Source organism: Dokdonella koreensis DS-123 (assembly GCF_001632775.1).
In the GTDB taxonomy this organism is placed as follows: domain Bacteria; phylum Pseudomonadota; class Gammaproteobacteria; order Xanthomonadales; family Rhodanobacteraceae; genus Dokdonella; species Dokdonella koreensis.
Window position 1 is genome coordinate 1,875,190 of sequence record NZ_CP015249.1, and the last position, 21,729, is coordinate 1,896,918.

The 21,729-nt window shown below is 68.9% G+C and carries 15 protein-coding genes; 10 read left to right on the top strand and 5 right to left on the bottom strand.

What is annotated here, in order from left to right:
• The first annotated feature begins 16 nt into the window (after window positions 1–16).
• Both I596_RS07520 and recJ read left to right on the top strand, forming a co-directional pair.
• Complete coding sequence (locus tag I596_RS07520; RefSeq protein ID WP_067645997.1) at window positions 17–973, top strand: hypothetical protein; 957 nt, start codon at window positions 17–19, stop codon at window positions 971–973.
• A complete protein-coding gene (gene recJ / locus I596_RS07525) occupies window positions 934–2,706 on the top strand; it encodes a single-stranded-DNA-specific exonuclease RecJ (RefSeq protein WP_067645999.1) in 1,773 nt (590 codons plus the stop codon). The genes I596_RS07520 and recJ overlap by 40 nt, the downstream gene beginning before the upstream one ends.
• 110 nt (window positions 2,707–2,816) lie before the next feature.
• On the opposite strand, the gene I596_RS19220 is transcribed toward recJ, so the two are convergent.
• The gene (locus I596_RS19220; protein WP_150132068.1) at window positions 2,817–4,703 is read right to left on the bottom strand and encodes a diguanylate cyclase; all 1,887 of its coding nucleotides are present in this window, start codon (window positions 4,701–4,703) and stop codon (window positions 2,817–2,819) included.
• A 199-nt stretch (window positions 4,704–4,902) separates the two neighbouring features.
• On the opposite strand from I596_RS19220, the gene prfB reads away from it, so the two are divergent.
• The 4 genes from prfB (at window position 4,903) to I596_RS07550 (ending at window position 11,304) form a co-directional block, all read left to right on the top strand.
• Window positions 4,903–6,028, top strand: a protein-coding gene (gene prfB / locus I596_RS07535; RefSeq protein ID WP_150132069.1) for a peptide chain release factor 2 whose coding sequence is annotated in 2 segments (ribosomal slippage) — window positions 4,903–4,977 and window positions 4,979–6,028 — 1,125 coding nt in all. Because the reading frame shifts where the segments join, the coding sequence is not laid out codon by codon here.
• A 30-nt stretch (window positions 6,029–6,058) separates the two neighbouring features.
• Window positions 6,059–7,624 (top strand): lysine--tRNA ligase, encoded by a 1,566-nt coding sequence (gene lysS / locus I596_RS07540; RefSeq protein ID WP_083965442.1) that lies wholly within the window; start codon window positions 6,059–6,061, stop codon window positions 7,622–7,624.
• A gap of 366 nt (window positions 7,625–7,990) precedes the next feature.
• Entirely contained in the window at window positions 7,991–9,043 is a 1,053-nt protein-coding gene (locus I596_RS07545) for a response regulator (protein WP_067646005.1), read from the top strand.
• A 107-nt stretch (window positions 9,044–9,150) separates the two neighbouring features.
• The gene (locus tag I596_RS07550) at window positions 9,151–11,304 is read left to right on the top strand and encodes an ATP-binding protein (RefSeq protein ID WP_067646007.1); all 2,154 of its coding nucleotides are present in this window, start codon (window positions 9,151–9,153) and stop codon (window positions 11,302–11,304) included.
• A 47-nt stretch (window positions 11,305–11,351) separates the two neighbouring features.
• On the opposite strand, the gene I596_RS07555 is transcribed toward I596_RS07550, so the two are convergent.
• The 3 genes from I596_RS07555 to I596_RS07565 all read right to left on the bottom strand — a co-directional run bounded on the left by I596_RS07555 (window position 11,352) and on the right by I596_RS07565 (window position 14,733).
• Window positions 11,352–12,275 carry a crotonase/enoyl-CoA hydratase family protein gene (locus tag I596_RS07555; RefSeq protein ID WP_067646009.1) on the bottom strand — a complete coding sequence of 308 codons (924 nt, stop codon included), beginning with the start codon at window positions 12,273–12,275 and terminating at the stop codon, window positions 11,352–11,354.
• A 218-nt stretch (window positions 12,276–12,493) separates the two neighbouring features.
• A complete protein-coding gene (locus tag I596_RS07560; RefSeq protein WP_083965443.1) occupies window positions 12,494–12,937 on the bottom strand; it encodes a 3-hydroxyacyl-ACP dehydratase FabZ family protein in 444 nt (147 codons plus the stop codon).
• A gap of 110 nt (window positions 12,938–13,047) precedes the next feature.
• Complete coding sequence (locus I596_RS07565) at window positions 13,048–14,733, bottom strand: long-chain-fatty-acid--CoA ligase (RefSeq protein WP_067646013.1); 1,686 nt, start codon at window positions 14,731–14,733, stop codon at window positions 13,048–13,050.
• Window positions 14,734–14,930: 197 nt separating this feature from the next.
• Here I596_RS07565 and I596_RS07570 point away from each other — a divergent pair, with 197 nt between their 5' ends.
• A complete protein-coding gene (locus tag I596_RS07570) occupies window positions 14,931–15,374 on the top strand; it encodes a DUF4440 domain-containing protein (RefSeq protein ID WP_067646015.1) in 444 nt (147 codons plus the stop codon).
• Between the two features lie 67 nt (window positions 15,375–15,441).
• Here the strand turns inward: I596_RS07570 and acnA are convergent, their stop codons facing one another.
• On the bottom strand, window positions 15,442–18,198 hold the full coding sequence (gene acnA / locus I596_RS07575) for an aconitate hydratase AcnA (RefSeq protein WP_067646017.1): 2,757 nt from the start codon (window positions 18,196–18,198) through the stop codon (window positions 15,442–15,444).
• 221 nt (window positions 18,199–18,419) lie between these two features.
• Between acnA and I596_RS07580 the strand changes: the two genes are divergently transcribed.
• The 3 genes from I596_RS07580 to acnB are packed head-to-tail and all read left to right on the top strand — an operon-like array spanning window position 18,420 to window position 21,718.
• Window positions 18,420–18,674 carry an AbrB/MazE/SpoVT family DNA-binding domain-containing protein gene (locus I596_RS07580; RefSeq protein WP_067646019.1) on the top strand — a complete coding sequence of 85 codons (255 nt, stop codon included), beginning with the start codon at window positions 18,420–18,422 and terminating at the stop codon, window positions 18,672–18,674.
• 10 nt (window positions 18,675–18,684) lie between these two features.
• Window positions 18,685–19,086, top strand: a complete 402-nt coding sequence (locus I596_RS07585) for a type II toxin-antitoxin system VapC family toxin (RefSeq protein ID WP_067646021.1) — start codon at window positions 18,685–18,687, stop codon at window positions 19,084–19,086.
• A gap of 46 nt (window positions 19,087–19,132) precedes the next feature.
• Window positions 19,133–21,718, top strand: a complete 2,586-nt coding sequence (acnB, locus tag I596_RS07590) for a bifunctional aconitate hydratase 2/2-methylisocitrate dehydratase (RefSeq protein WP_067646023.1) — start codon at window positions 19,133–19,135, stop codon at window positions 21,716–21,718.
• Window positions 21,719–21,729 lie beyond the last annotated feature (11 nt).

Below are 21,729 nucleotides of genomic sequence, written 5' to 3' on the forward strand. Positions count from 1 at the left end.
GTCCCGGCGCCGCCGCATGCCCACGGTCAGGCTGCTGCTTCCCGAGCTGCGCCACTGCGCGGCCTCGCCCGAGGTCGCCGCTGGCGTACTCGCGCGCTGGCTGGCGCGCGCAGACAGGCTCCCGCCCGCCGAGGCCGGCACGCTTCCGGCGCTGCGGACCCTCGTGCAGTGGCCGGGCACCCGGATGCCGGTAGCGGCGCTGACGCGCCGGCTGGACGCCGACGATGCCGGGCAGGGCGCCTGGCTGCGCGCCGACCCGGCGCACGTGCGGCCGGACCTGACCACGGTCCGCATGCTGGCCTGCGGTGACCTGGGCCTCACCGCGGACGAAACCGAAGCGTTGTTGCACGCGCTGAAGCCCGTGTTCGGCGACAGCGGTGTCCCGATCGACGCGCCGTCGCCATCGCGCTGGTACCTGCAGGCGGCCTCCGCGGCCGAGCTTCCCGATTGCCCGGCGCCGGACGAGATCCTCGGCGACGACCTCAAGCTGCACCTGCCGCCCGGTCCGGCCGGCAAGCGCTGGCGCCTGCTGCTCAACGAGGCCCAGGTGATCCTGCACAACCATCCGGTCAATGCCGCGCGTGCGGCGCGCGGCGCGGTCGCGGTCAACAGTCTCTGGTTCTGGGGCGCAGGAGCACTGCCGGCGTGGGCCCGCAGTGCCTGCGGCCACGTGCTCACGCCCGATCCGGCGCTGGCATCGCTCGCCGCACTGGCCGATGCCACGCCTGCGCCGCTGGACCGCGGGCAGATGGCGCGGCTCTGCGAATCGGCCGGTACACCGGACATCGGCATCGACCTGCGTACGGCCCGGGCGGCGGTACTCGAGCGCGAATGGTTGATGCCGCTCGATGCCCGCCTGCGCCGGCGAGGCCTGTCCGCGATCGAGCTGGCCTTCCTCTCCGGCGAGCGCGCCGTGGTCCGGCCGGGCCACCGATGGCGCCTGTGGCGCCGCGTGCGCCCGCTGCAGCGGTGAGCCCGCTCACGATCCGCCGCCGGCCGGCTGGCGCGGCCTCCTGGGGCTCGGCGGCCGGCGTGCATCCGGTACTGGAGCGCGTCTACGCCGCGCGCGGCATCGACGATCCGGAACAGGTCCGCTATCGGCTGGGCGCGATGGCGTCGCCGCAGGCCTTGGGCGGCATCGAGACGGCGTGCCGCTTGCTGGCCGAGGCGATGGCCCAGGACCGGCACATCTGCGTGGTCGGCGACTTCGATTGCGACGGGGCGACCGGCACCGCCGTCGCGATCCGCGGACTGCGCCTGCTCGGTGCCGGTCGCGTGGACTACCGCGTCCCGAACCGCTTCGTCCACGGCTACGGCCTGACGCCGGCGCTGGTCGACACATTGGCCGAGCCGATGCCGGACCTGGTCGTGACCGTCGACAGCGGCATCGCCTGCCTGGCGGGCGTCGCGGCGGCGAAGGCGCGCGGCATGCGCGTGCTGGTCACCGATCATCACCTGCCGGGCCCGGAGCTGCCGGTCGCCGACGCGATCGTCAATCCCAATGCCCCCGGCGACGGCTTTCCGAGCAAGGCGCTGGCGGGCGTCGGCGTGATGTTCTACCTGCTGGTCGCCCTGCGCGGCCACCTGCGCGCCGCCGGCTGGTTCGAGCGCACCGGGCGGGCGGAGCCCGACCTGGCCTGCCTGCTCGATCTGGTGGCGCTGGGAACGGTGGCCGACCTGGTGCCGCTCGACTACAACAACCGCCTGCTGGTCGATGCCGGACTGCGGCGGATCCGCGCGCGCCGCGCCTGCGCCGGCATCCTGGCGCTGCTGGAATCGGCCGGCCGTGAAGCGGCCACCACCGCACCCGCCGACCTCGGCTTCGCGGTCGCGCCGCGCGTCAACGCCGCCGGGCGGCTGGAGGACATGGCGCTCGGGATCGAATGCCTGCTGACCGACGATTCCGGTGCGGCGCGTTCGATGGCCGAACGCCTCGCCGCGATCAACGCCGAGCGTCGCGAGCTGCAGGCCAACATGCTCGAGCAGGGCGAGGCCTTCGTCGAGCGCTGGACCGCCGAGCGCGGGCCCGAAGGACTGCCGCTGGGGCTGACCTTGTTCGAGGACGACTGGCATGCGGGCGTGGTGGGCCTGGTCGCCTCCAAGCTCAAGGACCGCCTGAACCGGCCGGTCGTCGCCTGCGCGCCGGTGCTGGACGGCGGCGAGGAGGTGCGCGGTTCGGCCCGTTCGATTCGCGGCGTGCACGTGCGCGATGTGCTGGCGGAGGTCGACGCGCGCCATCCGGGCCTGATCGGGCGTTTCGGTGGCCACGCGATGGCCGCCGGACTCACCCTGCAGCGTGCCGCCGTGCCGCGCTTCGCCGCCGCCTTCGATGCCGTCATCCGCGAGCGCGCGGCACCGGAGCTGTTCGAGCCGGTCCTGCTCAGCGACGGGGAACTGGCGCCCGGAGACTTCACCGGCGAGCTGGCCGGCCAGTTGCGCTACGCAGGGCCTTGGGGGCAGGGCTTCGCCGAGCCGCTGTTCGACGGCGAGTTCGCGGTGGCCAGCTGGCGCGTCGTCGCCGAGCGGCATCTGGGGCTGAGCCTGCGGCTGCCGGGACGCGAGGACCCTCTCAATGCGATCCAGTTCCACGGCTGGAGCGGCGAGCCGCCGCCCGCGCGCCTCCGGCTCGCCTATCGGCTGGTGCCGGACGACTACCGCGGGAAAGGGGCCGTGCAGCTGATCGTGGAGCACCGCCAGTCCGTGTGATGCCGTTGCCGGCTGCCGGGGGCAGGTCCGATGCCGCGGTGACGGACGATTCGAGGCTCGACGACCGGGGCGCCTGACGCCGCGGCAAACGGTCGCGCAATGCCGTGGCCTCAGGGGCCGGCCAGGCCGGTGATGGTCCCGGCCAGCACCGCCGCCCCGGGCGCGTCCAGCACGTCTTCGGCCGTGACCTGACCGGGGTCGTGGGCCCCCCAGAATCCGGCCCAGGCGTTGCGGCGGATCTTGGCGGCGTACAGGGCCCGGTCGGCCAGCCGGATCGCATAGGCCCAGCCGGCCGCCTCCCCGCCGCGGACGCCGGAAAAGAACGGAAACGGCGCAAAGCCGACCGAAACCGTCAACATCCGCGACTGGCCCGATACCAGCTCGACGTCACCGGCCAGGGCCAGGCGCAGGCGCTCGGCGACGGCAGCCGCCTGGTCGCAGCCGAGATCGGCACAGGCCACCAGGAATTCCTCGCCACCCCAGCGCGCGACGATGTCGCTCGGGCGGCAGGCGGCCTTGAGCCGGTTGGACAGGTCGATCAGCACGCCGTCGCCGGCATGGTGGCCGTAGTTGTCGTTGATCTTCTTGAAATGGTCGATGTCGATCAGGAACAGCACGTGGCGCGTGTCGACCGGGCCGCGCGCCGCCGGTGCCGCCAGCGCATTGAGCTGCCCGGTCGCGGTGCGGCGGTTCGGCAGGCCGGTGAGCGGATCGATGGCGCTCAGTTCGCGCAGCAGCCGGTGGCGTCGGTACTGCATCAGCCCGAAGGCGATGGCCGCCAGCGCGAGCAGGCCCAGGAGCGCCACGGTGAAGTTGCGCGCCAGCCGGGTCTTGTCGAGGCTGAGCGACTGGACCTCGCTCTGGTGGCGCAGGCGTTCCAGCTCACGGCCGGCCGCCGCATCCTGCAGGCGTGCCTGCAGGTCGGCCAGTATCTCCAGCCGCTGCTCCTTCAGCGCCGTCATCTGCAGCGCATGCAGCCGGCGTGTCGTCGCGACGACCGCCTCGGTGCGGCCCAGGGCGGCCTCGGCGGCGACCTTCGCTTCCAGGGCCTGGACCTGCTCCTTCTGGAACGAGGTGCGTTCGACGCGCTGCAAGGCTTCCTCGGCGGTGCGCAGGGCGAGCAGCTTCTCGCCGGCCAGTCGCTGCACCGTCGACAGCACCGACAGGCTGGCCGCCTCGCCGGCGGGGTCGGGCAGTTCTTTCTGTACGGCGATCGATTCCTGCAGCAGCGCGCGCGCGCGCTGGGTGTCGCCGGCAGCAGCGAGCAGGCCCGCCCGGGCGGAGCGCACGCGGGCCCGGACCAGCACGTTGCCGGTCTCGTCGGCCGAGCGCTCGGCGCGTTCGAGCGCATCGAGCGCTTCGGCGTCGCGTCCCATCCTCACCCGGTTGACGGCGAGGTTGTACAGCAAGGTGGCGTCCCTGCGCCCGAGCCCTTCGGTCAGTGCCAGCGCCTGGCGATAGTTCTCCTCGGCCACTTCCGGCGAGTCGAGGTAGTCGGCATGGATCAGCCCGATGTTGGTCAGCATCACGATCTGGGTGACGATCGCGTCCTCGCCCCCGGTCCGGCGGGCGATGTCGCTGACGCGTGCGTAGAGGGTTTCGGCCTGGTAGGTACGCCCCGCGCTGTGGAAGATCGCCCCGGCATGGGACAGCGCGCGCAGCACGAACGGCGCCGGGAGGTCGGGATGGTCGTCGACGAGGGTCTGGATCTGCGTCGCGACTTCGGCCGCGCGACTGCCGTCGCCGCTGATGCCGGCGGCGCCGCCCAGGCAGGTGAGGGTCTTGATGCGCGCTTCGACCGGCAGCGCATCGCTGGCCAGTATCGAGTCGGCCAGGTCCACCGCCGCCTGCGGCGCGCTGCGACGGAGTTCCAGGCAGCGGTCGATCGCCGCGTCGACGGTCCCGGATTCCGGGGCGGCGGCAACCGGCGACGCCAGGGCCGGCACCAGCAGTGCGAGCAGGGCGAGCGGCAGTGACGGACGGGCGTATCGCAGCATGTCGATCTTTTTGTTCGGCAACCTCGAAAACCTGCCACCGGGCGGTGGACCCGGTGGCCCGGGCCGCCGGTCGGGCAGGCCTTGCACGTTGCATGCCGGCCGTCGGCCAATGCACGCCCGCCACCGGTCCGGGACCCCGCGTGAGGCCGGGCCGCTCTGCTATGCTAGCGGGTCTTTCGCCATCGTTTTCAGCGCTCCCATGATCGAACTCAATCCCATCCGCCAGCACATCGCCGACCTCCAGGACCGGCTGGTCTCGCTACGGGGGTATCTTTGACTACGACGTCAAGCGCGAACGCCTGGAAGAAGTCAGCCGCGAACTCGAAAGCGCGGACGTCTGGAACGATCCGGAGCGCGCCCAGGCCCTCGGCCGCGAGCGCTCGCTGCTCGACAAGACCGTCAACGGCATCCGCACGATCGACGAGAGCCTGACCGGCGCCGCGGAGCTGCTGGAGCTGGCTGCCGCGGAGAACGACGAGGAAACCGCGCGCGCGGTGCTCGAGGACGTCGAACGCTGCGCTGCGCGGGTCGACCGGCTGGAATTCCAGCGGATGTTCTCCGGGAAGATGGACGCGACCAACGCCTTCGTCGACATCCAGGCCGGCGCCGGCGGTACCGAAGCCCAGGACTGGGCCGAGATGCTGCTGCGCATGTACCTGCGCTGGGCGGAGAGCCGCGGCTGGAAGACCGAGCTGCTGGAAGTCTCGGCCGGCGAGGTCGCCGGCATCAAGAGCGCGACCTTCCGGGTCGAGGGTGAGTACGCCTACGGCTGGCTGAAGACCGAGATCGGCGTCCACCGCCTGGTCCGCAAATCTCCGTTCGATTCTGACAATCGCCGGCACACCTCGTTCACGTCGGTGTTCGTCTCCCCCGAGGTGGACGACGACATCGACATCGAGATCAACCCGGCCGACCTCAAGACCGACGTCTACCGCTCGTCCGGTGCCGGCGGCCAGCACGTCAACAAGACCGAGTCGGCGGTGCGCATCACCCACGTGCCCAGCGGCGTGGTCGTCGCCTGCCAGACCGAGCGGTCCCAGCATGCCAACCGCGACCGCGCGATGAAGATGCTGAAGGCCAAGCTGTACGAGATCGAGATTCAGAAACGCAACGCCGAGAAGGATGCGCTGGAAGCGACCAAGTCCGACATCGGCTGGGGCAGCCAGATCCGCAACTACGTGCTCGACCAGTCGCGCATCAAGGATCTGCGGACCGGAATCGAGCGCAGCGACACGCAGAAGGTGCTCGACGGCGACCTCGACGAATTCATCGAGGGCAGTCTCAAGTCCGGCCTCGAGGCGGGCGCGAAGCGCCTCGATGCCTGAGGTGCGTGAGTTCTTTTTGGCGGGGAAGCGATGAACAACAGCAATGAGAAGCCGCCCGTGCAGGCGGACGGTGGCGCAGGCGAGCCGGCCGGCGCTCCGGATGTTTCCGAGAACCGGCTGGTCGCCGAGCGCCGCGAGAAGCTGCGCGCGCTGCGCGAGCGAGGGCCGGCCTTCCCGAACGATTTCCACGTCGGCGACGCAGCCGGCGACCTGCAGTCCGAGTACGCCGACGGTACGGCATGGACCGCCGAGGCGCTCGATACGGCGGCACGGCGCGTGCGTGTCGCCGGCCGCATCATCCTGCGCCGCATCCAGGGCAAGGTCAGTTTCGTGCAGCTGCAGGACGGCAGCGGCCGCATCCAGCTGTTCATCCATCAGGGCACCCTCGGCGAGGACGCGTACGAGGCGTTCAAGGGCTGGGATGCCGGCGACATCGTGGGCGCCGCCGGCGTCCTCATGCGGACCAAGACCGGCGAGCTGTCGGTCAAGGTCGACGAGCTCCGGCTGCTGACCAAGTCGCTGCGACCGCTGCCGGACAAGTGGCACGGCCTGGCCGACATCGAGCAGCGCTACCGCCAGCGCTACGTCGACCTCATCGTCACGCCGGAGGCGCGCGAGGTGTTCCGCGTCCGGGCGCGCCTGATCCGCTTCATCCGCGACTACCTGGAGGCGCCCGCGCGCTGCTTCGTCGAGGTGGAGACGCCGATGATGCACGCGATCCCGGGCGGGGCGACCGCGCGGCCGTTCGTGACGCACCACAATGCGCTCGACCTGGACATGTACCTGCGCGTGGCGCCGGAGCTGTACCTCAAGCGCCTGGTCGTCGGCGGTTTCGACCGCGTCTACGAGATCAACCGCAATTTCCGCAACGAGGGCGTCTCGACCCGGCACAACCCCGAGTTCACGATGCTCGAGCTGTACCAGGCCTACGCCACCTACCTCGACGTCATGGACCTCACCGAGGACCTGATCCGGGAGGGTGCACGCGCGGTGCTCGGCCGGACCGAACTGGCCTGGGAGGGGCGCACGATCGACGTCGGTGCACCGTTCCGGCGCTGGCGCATGGAGGATGCGGTCCGCGAGCTCAACCCCGGCATCGCCGCGGAGGACCTGCGGGACCGCGAGGCCCTGGCCGGCCACTCCCGCCGGCTCGGCATCCCGGTGAAGCCGGATTTCGGCTGGGGGCGCCTGCTGCTGGAGATCTTCGAGAAGACCGTCGAGCACACGCTGATCCAGCCGACCTTCATCACCGCCTACCCGACCGAGGTCTCGCCGCTGGCACGCCAGAGCGACGCCGATCCGGGCATCACCGACCGTTTCGAGCTGTTCGTCAACGCCAAGGAGCTGGCCAACGGCTTCTCCGAGCTGAACGACCCGGAAGACCAGGCGGCGCGCTTCATGGCGCAGGTCCAGGCCAAGGACGCCGGTGACGACGAGGCCATGCATTTCGATGCCGACTACATCCGCGCGCTCGAGTACGGCCTGCCGCCGACGGGTGGGCTCGGCGTCGGCATCGACCGCCTGGTGATGCTGTTCACCGACTCGGCCTCGATTCGCGACGTGCTGCTGTTCCCGTACATGCGGCCGGAGGCCTAGGTACGGCGGTGAGCCGTCCCGTACCGATGTTGCGACAGGCCCCGGCGGTCCCGGGGCCGGCTCCGGCGGCGCGCCGTCGGTGCCGCGCGCCCGGTGTTGCTGCGAATCCCGGCTGTCCGGCCCGTCCGGTCGGCGCGGGATCGCCCATCGAGTCGTCGCCTGCGCGTTCTCCCCGGGAACCGGGCTGCGTGCCGGCGTACGTGAAAGTACGGCATGTGAATTTCTTGCACGGGCCGAGCTATGTTAGCCTCGGCCCGCTTATGCTATGCGGCGTCGGGCCGGGCTCCGCCAGCAGCGTGATCAACGACGTCCATCGGGGGTTGGCGTCCGACGGCCTGGAATCGCTAGAGGTCGCGGAGAGCTCGAGTGAATGTACTGATAGTGGATGACCAGCCGTCGGCTCGTACGATGCTCCGGCACGTGGTGGAGGCGATCGGCCCCGGCATCCGGGTTTCGGATTTCGGCAGCCCCGTCGACGCCCTGCGCTGGTCCGACGCCAATCCGGCCGACCTGCTCCTGCTGGACTACCGCATGCCGGAAATGGACGGGCTGGAGTTCGCTCGCCGCTTCCGGCGCCCGATGGCGCGCCGGGACGTGCCGATCGTCCTGATCAGCGTCGTCGGCGACGAGCCGATCCGGCAGGCGGCGCTGGATGCCGGCGTGATCGATTTCATGGTCAAGCCGATCCGGCCGCGCGAACTGCGCTCGCGTTGCAAGAACCTGCTGCAGCTGCGGCGCCAGGGCGAGTCGGTCAAGGAGCGCGCGCGCTCGCTGGAACAGCGCGTGCTGCAGAGCATCAGCGAGGTCGAGCAGCGCGAGCGCGAGACGCTGTTCCGCCTGGCCAAGGCGATCGAGTACCGCGATTTCGGCACCGGCATCCACCTGCTGCGCATGGCGCACTACTCGGAGCTGCTGGCCGAGGAGCTGGGGATGCCGGAGGAGGACGCCCGCATCCTGACGCTGGCGGCTCCGCTCCACGACATCGGCAAGATCGGTGTGCCCGACTCGATCCTGCTCAAGCGCGGCAGCCTCCTGGAGGAGGAAATGGCGGTCATGCGCAAGCATCCGCTGATCGGCTACGAGATCCTCAAGGACAGCCAGAGCCGGTTCGTGCAGATGGGGGCGCTGATCGCGCTGCGGCACCATGAGCGCTGGGACGGCAGCGGCTACCCGGACGGGTTGCGCGGCGAGGCGATTCCGCTGCCGGCCCGCATCGTCGCGCTGGCCGACGTCTACGACGCGCTGACTTCGGAGCGTCCGTACAAGGCGGCCTGGAGTTCCGAGGACGCATTCGACTATATCCAGGCCCATCGTGGCACGCTTTTTGATCCTTCCTGTGTAGACGTGCTGCTGGCGCATCGCTCACGGATCGTCGATATCCAGCAGTCGAAGCTGGCGCCGCACGGCCTGGGGCTTTGACCGCGCCAGGTCGGCCCGTCCGGGCCGGGGCGCCTGTGCCGGGTCGGTAGGCGGCCACCGCAGGAGAGGGGCATGACGCCCCGCCAGGATCTGTCAGAGCGAAGCTAATGCACTCAGTGCTGGAAATCGTCAAGCAGCGTCTGTCGAACCGTCCGGACAGCGAGCACGGGCAGGCCGTGGTGCGCGTGTCGATCGTCGCGCTGTGCATGATGTACCTGTTCGGTGTCGGCGCGGTCTCCGGCTACGGCGACCCGGCACTGAAGGCGGTCATGCTGATCGGCGTGCTCGACGTGCTGGCGTCGATCCTGATCCTCGCCCACATCGTCTTCCGCCCGGGCCGCTCCAACGTCCGGCGCGTGGTCGGCATGCTGGTGGACTACAGCGTGATCGGCGCCAACATGCACATCATGGGCACGCAGCTTTCGCTGCTGTACGTGCTCAACATGTGGGTGACGATCGGCAACGGCTTGCGCTACGGCCCGTGGTTCCTGCTGATCTCGGTCGCGATGGGCGCGCTGTCGTTCCTGGCGGTCATCCTGACCACGCCGTTCTGGCAGAGCAACGACATCCTGGCCTGGGGCCTGCTGATCGGCCTGATCGCGATTCCGGCCTACCTGACCTCGCTGCTGCGCGCGCTGACGCGGGCCACCGAGGAGGCGCGGCGCGCGAACGAGGCCAAGAGCAGCTTCCTCGCCAACATGAGCCACGAGTTCCGCACGCCGCTCAACGGCATCGTCGGCATGTCCGACCTGCTGCTGACGACGCGCCTTACCGGCGAGCAGCGCGAGTACGCGGACGTGCTGCAGGCTTCCGCGCGCTCGCTGCTGACCCTGGTCGAGGACGTGCTCGACATTTCGGCCATCGAGGCCGGAAAACTCAAGTACAACGCGGCCGACTTCCAGATCGACGACGTCCTGCACAGCGTGCAGCTGATGATGCAGCCGCTGGCGGCGAACAAGGGACTGCAGTTCGACCTGGCCGTCGCCGACGACGTGCCGTCGGCGGTGCACGGCGATCCGGGACACCTGCGCCAGGTGCTGATCAACCTGGTCTCCAACGCCGTCAAGTTCACCGAGAACGGACGGGTGGACCTCGGCGTCACGCGCCTGCGCGACCATGCCGGCGGCAGCGTCGTGCGCTTCGAGGTGCGCGATACCGGCATCGGTATCGAGGAGGAGGCCCAGGCGCGGATCTTCCAGGCCTTCGAGCAGGCCGAGAGCGGGCATGCCCGCCGCTTCGGCGGCACCGGCCTGGGGACGACGATCGCCAAGGCGATGACCGAGCAGATGGGCGGCACGATCGGTTTCGAGAGCCAGACCGGCCGGGGCTCGGTCTTCTGGGTCGAGATCCCGTTCCGGGTCCCGGCGCCGCAGGGCGGCGCGGAGCCGTCCGCGGTGGCGACGGCCACCAACGTCATCTCGTTCGACGATCCGTTCGTGCGGCATCGCGCGCGTGCGCGCTCGATGCGCCTCCTGATCGCCGACGACCAGCCGGCCAACGTGTCGGTGCTGCGCAAGCTGCTGGAGAAGGCCGGTCATCAGATCCACGCGGTGGACAACGGCGAGGCGGTGCTCGACGCGATCGAGACGACGACCTACGACGCCGTCATCATCGACCTGCACATGCCCGGGGTCAGCGGCATCGACGTCATCCGCCAGTCGCGCGTGATGCAGGCCGGACGGCAGCTGACCCCGTTCATCGTGCTCAGCGCCGACGTGACGGCGCGCACGATCGCCGAGACCGAAAGCGCCGGTGCCCATGTCTTCCTGGCCAAGCCGGTGGTCGTGTCCCGGCTGCTCGACGTACTCGCCGACATCGCTTCCGGCGTCAAGAACGAAGACGGCCAGAAGGCGGCCGGGTCACCGCTTCCGCTCACGGATGAAACCGTCTCGCGCGAAGTGCTGAACGACCTGGAGGAGCTGCATCTGGGATCGGGCTTCGTCAGCCTGTTCGTCGACGAATGCATGCAGGACGCGCTCAAGTGCATCGGCCAGCTCGACGCGCTGGCCGAGGAAGCGCAATGGGACGAGTACCGCGACGTCTGCCATGCGCTGAAGGGCGTGGCCGGCAACGTCGGCGCGATGCGCCTGGCGCAGGCGGCCTCGGAAAGCATGCGGCTGGCCAACTGGCAGCTGGCGCGCGAATGGAAGATGCGCAACCAGGGCGTGAGGAAGCAGCTCGAGCAGGCGCAGGCTGCGTTCCGGACGATCCTGCAGGATCGCAATGCCGGCGGCTCGGCGCGCGCCAATCCGGACCCCTAGCGCCGGCACCCCGGATCGCCCCGGAGTGCCGGCCATCGCGAAGCGGACTAGACGGCCTGCAGCGCCGGCCGGGCCAGATCCGCGCGCTCGGCGGCCGCTTGCGGCTTGCGCTGCTGGACGCGGACCAGGCGCTCCATCGTCCGCAGGGACTTGTCGCCGAGCTCCATCGCCGTGTCGACCCAGATCTCGGTGACCCGCATCAGCTCGTCCAGCGTCACCGGATTGCAGGCCTGGCGTACGCGGTTCATCGCGACGCGGGCGTGGGGAATGCGCTGATTGCGGCGGATCAGGTCATTGACCGCCTGCACGCCTTCGCCGCGCGGCACCAGGACGTCGACCACGCCCATCGCGTGCAGCTCGTCGCTGGAGTACACGTTGCCGCTCAGGATCATTTCCTCGGCGAGCTTGGCGCTGATGCGCTGGCGCAGGAACGAGTAGGCGCCCATGCCCGGGAACAGGTCGAACAGGACTTCCGGGAAGCCCATGCCGACGCCGCTTTCGGCGACGATCGTCTGGCAGGCCAGGGCCAGTTCCAGGCCGCCACCGAGCGCGTCGCCCTGGACCAGCGCGATCGAATGGACCTTGTGGGTCGCCGCTGCCGCGTACACGCCGTGCACGCCTTCGACGCAGAGGCGGGCATAGGACAGCAGGTGCTCGCGATTGCGTTCGCGGATGAGGCGGCCGAACAGTTCCAGGTCGCCGCCGAGGTTGAACACGTCCGCATCCGAGCCGAGCACCAGATGGGCCAGCTTGCCGTCCTGGCCGGTGCCGACCGGCATCGCCTGCTCGACGCTGCTGCGAAGGTACAGGTGCAGTTCCTTGAGCAGTTGCACCGAGAAGCACGCCCGGTAACCGAGGTCGTGCTGGGGCTGGTGCTTGTGCATGAAGAACCACGAAGCATGGGTGCCTTCGTCTTCGTGAGTGCGGAGCAGCTGGTAGTCGTTGGTGTCGCGCATTTCTTTCGTATTCATGGCTATATACCCTCGGGGTAGAGCGCTTGTCGGATCGCGGATTCAAGCGTTGGCAGGCGTTTGCGCTGGTTTGCACAAGCGATCGACAGGCAGTTTAGCCCGCTGTCAAGTCATTGAATACTGACGGACCGCGCAAAATATACGCGCGCCATTGCACCCGATTCGGCCGTCAAAAGCGGTGAAAAGGACGGCTCCGGACGTTATTTCCGGGGCGGGCTTCAGTGCGTCGGGGTATGGGGAAGCACCGCCAGCACGGTGTCGATCGTGGCGACGCGGCGGCCGCCGGCATATACCAGGACGTGGGCGAAGTTGATATTGCGCTTGCGCTGGACCGAGGCTTCCAGCCGGATCGACGGATTTTCCGGAACGACGGGATGTTGGAAGTCCGCGTTCGCGCGCACCAGGCGGGGGCGCCCGCGCTGGCCTTGCGACCAGGCCCACAGGGCGGTGAGCTGGCCGGCCGCCTCGATGATCAGGGTGCCCGGAAAGATCGGGTCGCTGGGAAAGTGCTGGCGATAGACCCAGTGCGCTTCGCCGAGATCGACCTCGCCGTCGATGTGCGCGCCGTCGACCCGGGTGATGCGGGAGATCTGACGCATCTGGTCGATGGGGAGGAACGTGGCATCGATGTCGATCAGGGACGTCGGCAAAGGATCGGGCATGGACGAAGCGGGCGTGACCGGACAGACGGGAAGGGTGAGCCCGGTCGTCGCCGCCGGGTCGGGCGATCGAACCGATGCGCCCGAACCGGAAAGACTAGCAGATGCCGCGATCAGGATGCTGCGCTGTCGCGCAGTTCGCGGCGCAAAATCTTGCCGACGTTGGACTTGGGCAGCGACGAGCGGAACTCGATGCTGCGCGGACGTTTGTAGCCGGTCAGGTTCGCGTGGCAGAAGTCACGCAGCTGTTCCTCGGTCAACGAAGGATCCTTCCGGACGACGACCAGTTTGACCGCCTCGCCGGATTTCTCGTCCGGGATGCCGACCGCGGCGACCTCGAGCACGCCGGGGTGCTGCGCGACGACGTCCTCGACCTCGTTCGGATATACGTTGAAACCCGAAACGAGAATCATGTCCTTCTTGCGATCGACGATATAGAAAAACCCCTTGTCGTCCATCCGCGCGATGTCGCCGGTGCGCAGCCAGCGATCGGCCGACAACACCTTGTCGGTTTCGTCCTGGCGGTTCCAGTAGCCCTTCATGACCTGCGGGCCGCGGATGCACAGTTCGCCGGTTTCGCCGACGCCCAGGTGCCGGCCCTCGTCGTCCTGGATCGAGGCATCGGTCGACGGCACCGGCAGGCCGATCGATCCGTTGTAGTCCTTGAGGTCGATCGGGTTCATGCACGCGGCGGGCGAGGTTTCGGTGAGACCGTAGGCTTCCACCAGGGTGACGCCGGTGACCTTCTTCCAGCGCTCGGCGACCGCCTTCTGCACGGCCATGCCGCCGCCCAGTGTCATGCGCAGGTTCGAGAAATCGACCTGATCGAATCCCGGCGTGTTGAGCAGGCCGTTGAACAGCGTATTGACGCCGGTGAAGGCGGTGAAGCGCAGCTTGCGGATCTCGCGCACGAAGCCGGGCATGTCGCGCGGATTGGTGATGAGATAGTTGGTGCCGCCCATCTTCACGAAGACCAGGTAGTTCGCCGTCAGCGCGAAGATGTGGTACAGCGGCAGCGCCGTGATGATGACTTCCTCGCCCTCGCGCAACCGGGTGCTGATCCAGCTGTAGGCCTGGAGCATGTTGGCGACGATGTTGCGATGGGTCAGCATCGCGCCCTTGGCGACGCCGGTCGTGCCGCCGGTGTACTGCAGGAACGCGATGTCGCCCGAGGCGATCTCCACCGGCGCCAGCGTCCCGGCGGCGCCACGGCGCAGCGCGTCCTTGAAGCGGACCATGCCCGGTATCGCATAGGCCGGCACCAGCTTCTTGACGTACTTGACGACGAAGTTCGTCAGGACCGACTTCGGGAAGCTGAGCAGGTCGCCGAGGCCGGTCGTGATGACCTGCCGGCAGGCCGGCGCGTCGCGCAGCACTTCGGCCACGGTATGGGCGAAGTTGTCGAGCACGATGATCGCGCTGGCGCCGGAATCGACCAACTGGTGCCTGAGTTCGCGGGGCGTGTAGAGCGGATTGACGTTGACCACCGTCAGGCCGGCGCGCAGCACGCCGAAGATCGCGATCGCGTACTGCAGCGTGTTGGGCATCATGATCGCGACGCGATCGCCTTGCGCGAGTCCCAGGTCGTTGCGCAGGTACGTCGCCAGATCGCGGCTCAGCCGGTCCAGGTCCCCATACGTCAGCGTACTTCCCATGCTGCGGAACGCCGGGTTGGCGGCGTAGCGTCGACAGCTGTCCTCGAGCAGGTCGGTGACCGAGCGGTACTGGTCCGGGTCGATCTCGGCCGGAACCCCTTCGGGGTAATGGGCTAGCCAGGGCTTCTCGGGGGAGCTGACCATCGGTTCGGGCACCTCGGGTGTTGCTTGGAAAGGGGCATCGTCCGGGCACCGCGGGAACGCGGCACGGGGACCATACGCGATCGCATCGTCCCGATTGCAGCATACCGCCCGAACAACCGGCAAGCCGCAGCGCAGCGATCGCTGGCCCGATCGGCGCGGATCGCCTATCGTCTTCGATCCCGACAGGAACGATCGCGATGACCCGCTTGCGCACGCTTGGCCGCCTTCTGCTCCTCGGTCTGCTGGTGGCCGTGTCGGCCTGTACGCGGGGCGGTGACGAGCAGCGGCTGCGGGCGGCGCTGGAGGACATGCACACGGCGATCGAGCAGCGGCGTCCCGGCGACTTCATCGATTTCGTCGCCGAGGACTTCACCGGCGCCGAAGGCACGTTGGACCGCGCGGCGCTGCACAACCTGCTGCGTGGCCAGGTGCTGCGCAACGAACGCATCGACGTCGTGCTCGGTCCGGCGGACATCCAGATCCAGGGCGACCGGGCGACCGTCAGCGTGACCGCGACCCTGGCCGGCGGCAGCGGCGGCTGGCTGCCCGAACGCGGCGCGGTCTACGCGATCACCAGTGGCTGGCGCCGGGACGGCGGCGACTGGCGCTGCGTCAACGCGCAGTGGCGCCAGTCGCTGTAGGCAGCCGTCGGCCGATCGCCGGCGACGCGCCCGGGTTGCATACCGGACGCGCCGCGTCGATGCGCCCTCAGGCCGCCTTGCGGGCGGCCAGCTGGCGCAGCACGTACGGCAGGATGCCGCCGTGGCGAAAGAACTCGCGCTCCTTCGGCGTCAGCAGCAGGACCGTGACCGTGAACTGCGTGCGCTTGCCGTCGGGTGCCGTCGCCACGACGGTCGCCTCGCGTGCGTCGCCGTCCTGCAGGCCGACGATGTCGATCCGCTCGTGCCCGGTCAGGCCGAGGGTGCCGGCATTCTCGCCGTCGCGGAACTGGCACGGCAGCACGCCCATGCCGACCAGGTTCGAGCGGTGGATGCGCTCGAAGCTCTCGGCGATCACGGCCTTGACGCCGAGCAGCAGCGTTCCCTTGGCGGCCCAGTCGCGCGAGGAGCCGGTGCCGTATTCCTTGCCGGCGAACACCACCAGCGGCGTGCCTTCGGCCTTGTAGCGCATCGCCGCGTCGTAGATCGCCAGTTGCTCGCCGGACGGCACGTGCACGGTATAGCCGCCTTCCACGCCGTCGAGCATCAGGTTGCGGATGCGGATGTTGGCGAAGGTGCCGCGCACCATGACGTCGTCGTTGCCGCGGCGCGAACCGTAGGAGTTGAAGTCGACCGGCTGCACGCCACGCGAGATCAGGAAGCGTCCGGCGGGGGAGTCCTTCTTGATCGAGCCGGCGGGGGAGATGTGGTCGGTGGTGATCGAGTCGCCGAACAGGCCGAGCACACGCGCCCCGTGGACGTCGTCGATGCTGCCCACCGCCATCGTCATGCCGTCGAAGTAGGGCGGGTTCTTGATGTAGGTCGAGTCGGCGTCCCAGGCGTACAGCTCGCCGTCGGCGGAGGCGATCGCGTTCCAGCGCTCGTCGCCCTTGAAGACGTCGGCGTAGTTCTTCGCGAACATGGCCGGCGTCACCGCACCGGCGACGGTGTCGGAGATCTCCTTGTTGGTCGGCCAGATGTCGCGCAGGTAGACCGGCTGGCCGTCGCTGCCGATGCCGAGCGGCTCGCGGGTCAGGTCGATGTCGACGGTCCCGGCCAGCGCGTAGGCGACGACCAGCGGCGGCGAGGCCAGGTAGTTCATCTTGACTTCCGGGTGTACGCGTCCCTCGAAGTTGCGGTTGCCGGACAGCACCGAGGCGACGACCAGGTCGCCCTCGGCGATGCCCCTGCTGACCTCCGGTGGCAGCGGGCCGGAGTTGCCGATGCAGGTGGTGCAGCCGTAGCCGACCAGGTAGAAGCCGAGCCGGTCGAGGTCGGTCAGGACGCCGGTCTGCTCGAGGTAGTCGGTGACGACCTTCGAGCCGGGCGCCAGCGACGTCTTGACCCAGGGCTTGGCCTTCAGCCCCTTGGCGACCGCCTTGCGCGCCAGCAGGCCGGCGCCGAGCATCACCGCCGGGTTGGAGGTGTTCGTGCACGAGGTGATCGCGGCGATGACGACGGCGCCGTCGTCGAGCTCGAAGTTGATACCGTCCTTCTCGACGCGTACGCGACCGTTGACCAGGTCGTTGGCCGGATTGCCGATCGCGGTCGCGCCCCCTTCGTTGGCGAAGTCGGCGGTCTCGGCGGTCTTCTTCGGCTTGCGGCCGGCCGCCAGCGGACCGACGTGGGCGAGGTAGTTCTGCTGGACCTCGCCGAGCAGGACGCGGTCCTGCGGGCGCTTGGGACCGGCCAGCGACGGCTTGACGTCGGCCAGGTCGAGTTCGAGCGTGGTCGTGAACGCCGGGGGCGGCGTACTCTCGTCGTGCCAGAGCCCCTGTGCCTTGGCGTAGGCCTCGACCAGGCGGACCAGGTCCTCGCTGCGGCCCGACAGCCGCAGGTAGGCGAGCGCCTCGGCGTCGATCGGGAAGATGCCGCAGGTGGCGCCGTACTCGGGTGCCATGTTGCCGATCGTCGCGCGGTCGGCCAGGGCGAGGTTCTTGAGCCCCGGTCCGAAGAATTCCACGAACTTGCCGACCACGCCGAGCTTGCGCAGCATCTGCGTGACCGTCAGCACCAGGTCGGTGGCGGTGGCGCCCTCGGGCAGGCGGCCGGACAGCTTGAAGCCGACCACCTGCGGGATCAGCATCGAGGACGGCTGGCCGAGCATCGCGGCCTCGGCCTCGATGCCGCCCACGCCCCAGCCGAGCACGCCGAGGCCGTTGATCATCGTCGTGTGGGAGTCGGTGCCGAAGACGGTGTCCGGGTAGGCCCACAGCTCGCCGTCCTTCTGGCCTTCCATGACGACCCGCGCCAGGTGCTCGAGATTGACCTGGTGGACGATGCCGGTGCGCGGCGGCACCACCTTGAAGTTGTCGAACGACTTCTGGCCCCAGCGCAGGAAGCCGTAGCGCTCCTTGTTCCGGTCGAACTCGATCTTGACGTTGAGGTCGAGCGCGCCGGCGTTGCCGAAGGCGTCCACCTGGACCGAATGGTCGATCACCAGCTCCACCGGGGCGAGCGGGTTGATCTGCTCGGGGCGCCCGCCGAGCCGGACGACGGCGTCGCGCATCGCGGCCAGGTCCACCACGCAGGGCACGCCGGTGAAGTCCTGCAGCACCACGCGCGCCGGCATGAACGCGATCTCGGTATCGGGCTCGGTGTGCGGATCCCATCGGGCGACCGCCTCGATGTGGGCCGGCAGGACGCTGACGCCGTCCTCGTGCCGGAGCAGGTTCTCCAGCAGGATCTTCATCGAGTAGGGAAGGCGGGCGATGTCGAAGCGCTGGCCGAGCTTGGCCAGGCTGGCGTAGCGATAGGTCCGGCCGTTGACCTCGAGGCTGGCGCGGGTGGCGAAGGAATCACTCATCGGAACGTTCCTTTGGCTGGTGACGAAAGATCGGCTGAGGACGGAGCGGCACCGCTGCGTCCGCCCAGGCCTGCGAGGCGCCCCGTGTCCGGGATTATCCGCCTTGCCGCATGGGGACGGGATGAATCCGGCATGCACAATGGGGCATGCCGGGCAGTATGCGGGCTTGAGTATGAATTATAAAGTACGTATCATCGATGCATACTTCGAGGAGCGGGACGATGGAGGCGACAGTCGCCGAGCGCGGCCAGATCACCCTGCCCAAGGCAGTGCGCGATGCGCTCGGCCTGACCAAGGGCACCACGCTCAAGGTCGAGCTCGACGGCAGCCGCATCATCCTGCGCAAGAGCGTGGACGATGCGATCTCGCGCGCGCGCGGCCGCTTCAAGCTCGACGGCTTCGCCTCCACCGACGAGGCGATGCGCACGATCCGCGGCCGCGCACCCGGCGATCCTGTCGATCCTGTCGATCCTTGATGACGGTTCGATGATCGCCATCGATTCCTCGGTGCTGGTCGACCTGCTCGCCGACGGCCCCCAGGCCGACGCCGCCGAGGCCTGCCTGCGCCAGTGCCTGAGTGCCGGCCCAGTAGTGGTCTGCGACATCGTGCTGGCCGAGGTCTGCGGCGCGCTGCGCGACGGCGCCGAGGCACTGGCGGTGCTGGAGGACATGAGCATCCGCTATCACCCGCTGGAGGCCAAGTCGGCCCTGCGCGCGGGCGAGATGCAGCGGCGCTACCGCCAGCGCGGCGGCGTTCGCAACCGGGCCGTTCCCGATTTCCTGATCGGCGCCCACGCGCTGCTCCAGTGCAACGGCCTGATCACGCGCGACCAGGCCTTCTACCGCGACTACTTCAAGGGGCTCAAGCTGATCGTGCCGTCGGCCTGAGCCCGCGTCTTTTCCCCTTTTTCCCATCGCCCCATCCGGAGTCACCATGCTGGACGCCTATCGCCAACACGTTGCCGAGCGCGCTGCCCTCGGCATCCCGCCGCTGCCGCTTTCCGCCCGCCAGACCGCCGATGTGATCGAGTTGCTCAAGGCGCCTCCAGCCGGCGAAGAAGCCTTCCTGGTCGACCTCATCACCTACCGCGTGCCGGCCGGCGTCGACGACGCGGCCAAGGTCAAGGCGTCCTATCTGGCGGCCCTGGCGTTCGGCAGCGAGCGCTGCGCGCTGATCCCGCGCGAGCGGGCGACCGAACTGCTCGGCACGATGCTCGGCGGCTACAACATCCATCCGCTGGTCGAGCTGCTCGACGACGCGCAGGTCGGCGGCATCGCCAGTGACGCGCTGAAGAAGACGTTGCTGATGTTCGACGCCTTCCACGACGTCAAGGAAAAGGCCGATGCCGGCAATGCCAACGCGCGCTCGGTCCTGGAGAGCTGGGCCGCGGCCGAGTGGTTCACGAGCCGGCCGGCGGTTCCCGAAACCCTCACCGTCACCGTCTTCAAGGTGAGCGGCGAGACCAACACCGACGACCTGTCGCCGGCGCCGGACGCGACCACGCGCCCGGACATCCCGCTGCACGCGCTGGCGATGCTCAAGAACCGGCGCGAGGGCATCGAGCCGGAGGAAGACGGCAAGCGCGGCCCGGTGAAGTTCATCGAATCGCTGAAGGAGAAGGGACACCTGGTCGCCTATGTCGGCGACGTGGTCGGCACCGGCTCCAGCCGCAAGTCGGCCACCAACTCGGTGCTCTGGTTCACCGGCGAGGACATCCCGTTCATTCCGAACAAGCGCTTCGGGGGTGTGTGCCTCGGCAGCAAGATCGCGCCGATCTTCTACAACACGATGGAGGACGCCGGTGCCTTGCCGATCGAGCTGGACGTCTCGCAGATGCACATGGGCGACGTCGTCGAGCTGCGCCCGTACGAAGGCAAGGCACTGAAGAACGGCGAGGTGATCGCCACCTTCCAGGTCAAGTCGGACGTGCTGTTCGACGAGGTGCGCGCCGGCGGCCGCATCCCGCTGATCATCGGCCGCGGCCTCACGACCAAGGCGCGCGAGGCGCTGGGCCTGCCGCCCTCGGCGCTGTTCCGCCTGCCGCAGAACCCCGCCGACAGCGGCCGCGGCTACACGCTGGCGCAGAAGATGGTGGGACGCGCCTGCGGCCTGCCGGAAGGCGAGGGCGTGCGCCCGGGCACCTACTGCGAGCCGAAGATGACCAGTGTCGGTTCGCAGGACACGACCGGCCCGATGACCCGCGACGAGCTCAAGGACCTGGCTTGCCTGGGCTTCTCGGCGGACCTGGTGATGCAGTCGTTCTGCCATACCGCGGCCTACCCGAAGCCGGTGGACGTCAAGACCCATCACGAGCTGCCGGCCTTCATCAGCAACCGCGGCGGCATCTCGCTGCGGCCCGGCGACGGCGTGATCCATTCCTGGCTCAACCGGATGCTGCTGCCCGACACCGTCGGCACCGGCGGCGATTCCCATACCCGTTTCCCGATCGGCATCTCGTTCCCGGCCGGTTCCGGCCTGGTCGCCTTCGCTGCGGCCACCGGCGTCATGCCGCTGGACATGCCCGAATCGGTGCTGGTCCGCTTCAAGGGCACGCTGCAGCCGGGCGTGACGCTGCGCGACCTGGTCAACGCGATTCCGCTGTACGCGATCAAGCAGGGCCTGCTGACCGTCGCCAAGCAGGGCAAGAAGAACATCTTCTCCGGCCGCATCCTGGAGATCGAGGGCCTGCCGGACCTCAAGGTCGAGCAGGCATTCGAGCTGTCCGACGCCTCGGCCGAGCGCTCGGCGGCCGGCTGCACGGTGCACCTGGGCAAGGCGCCGATCATCGAGTACATCACCAGCAACATCACGCTGCTGAAGTGGATGATCGCCAACGGCTACCAGGATCCGCGCTCGATCGCGCGCCGCATCAAGGCGATGGAGGCATGGCTGGCCGATCCGCGGCTGCTCGAGCCGGATGCCGACGCCGAGTACGCGGCGGTCATCGAGATCGACCTGGCCGACATCCACGAGCCGATCGTCGCCTGCCCGAACGATCCGGACGACGTCAAGACCTTGTCCGAGGTCTCCGGTGCCGCCATCGACGAGGTCTTCATCGGCTCGTGCATGACCAACATCGGGCATTTTCGCGCGGCCTCCAAGCTGCTCGAGGGAAAGCGCGACATTCCGGCCAAGCTGTGGGTCGCACCGCCGACGAAGATGGATGCCGCCGAGCTCACCAAGGAGGGCCACTACGGCACCTTCGGGACCGCCGGCGCGCGCATGGAGATGCCGGGCTGCTCGCTGTGCATGGGCAACCAGGCGCAGGTGCGGGAAGGCGCGACCGTGTTCTCGACCAGCACGCGCAACTTCCCGAACCGGCTCGGCCGCAACACCAATGTCTATCTCGGCTCGGCGGAACTGGCGGCGATCTGCTCGCGCCTGGGACGCATCCCGACGCGCGAGGAGTACATGGCCGATATCGGTGTCATCAACGCCAATGGCGACACGATCTATCGCTACATGAACTTCGACCAGATCGAGGACTTCAAGGACGTGGCCGACACGGTTGCGGCGTGAAGGATGCGTCT

What these genes read in the sequence shown, in the direction of transcription:
- I596_RS07565 (WP_067646013.1), bottom strand. Translation starts at nt 14,733, where the DNA reads ATGGTCAGCTCCCCCGAGAAGCCCTGGCTAGCCCATTACCCCGAAGGG.
- I596_RS07570 (WP_067646015.1), top strand. Translation starts at nt 14,931, where the DNA reads ATGACCCGCTTGCGCACGCTTGGCCGCCTTCTGCTCCTCGGTCTGCTG.
- I596_RS07520 (WP_067645997.1), top strand. Translation starts at nt 17, where the DNA reads ATGCCCACGGTCAGGCTGCTGCTTCCCGAGCTGCGCCACTGCGCGGCC.
- I596_RS07580 (WP_067646019.1), top strand. Translation starts at nt 18,420, where the DNA reads ATGGAGGCGACAGTCGCCGAGCGCGGCCAGATCACCCTGCCCAAGGCA.
- I596_RS19220 (WP_150132068.1), bottom strand. Translation starts at nt 4,703, where the DNA reads ATGCTGCGATACGCCCGTCCGTCACTGCCGCTCGCCCTGCTCGCACTG.
- acnA (WP_067646017.1), bottom strand. Translation starts at nt 18,198, where the DNA reads ATGAGTGATTCCTTCGCCACCCGCGCCAGCCTCGAGGTCAACGGCCGG.
- lysS (WP_083965442.1), top strand. Translation starts at nt 6,059, where the DNA reads ATGAACAACAGCAATGAGAAGCCGCCCGTGCAGGCGGACGGTGGCGCA.
- I596_RS07560 (WP_083965443.1), bottom strand. Translation starts at nt 12,937, where the DNA reads ATGCCCGATCCTTTGCCGACGTCCCTGATCGACATCGATGCCACGTTC.
- I596_RS07550 (WP_067646007.1), top strand. Translation starts at nt 9,151, where the DNA reads ATGCACTCAGTGCTGGAAATCGTCAAGCAGCGTCTGTCGAACCGTCCG.
- I596_RS07585 (WP_067646021.1), top strand. Translation starts at nt 18,685, where the DNA reads ATGATCGCCATCGATTCCTCGGTGCTGGTCGACCTGCTCGCCGACGGC.
- acnB (WP_067646023.1), top strand. Translation starts at nt 19,133, where the DNA reads ATGCTGGACGCCTATCGCCAACACGTTGCCGAGCGCGCTGCCCTCGGC.
- I596_RS07555 (WP_067646009.1), bottom strand. Translation starts at nt 12,275, where the DNA reads ATGAATACGAAAGAAATGCGCGACACCAACGACTACCAGCTGCTCCGC.
- recJ (WP_067645999.1), top strand. Translation starts at nt 934, where the DNA reads ATGGCGCCTGTGGCGCCGCGTGCGCCCGCTGCAGCGGTGAGCCCGCTC.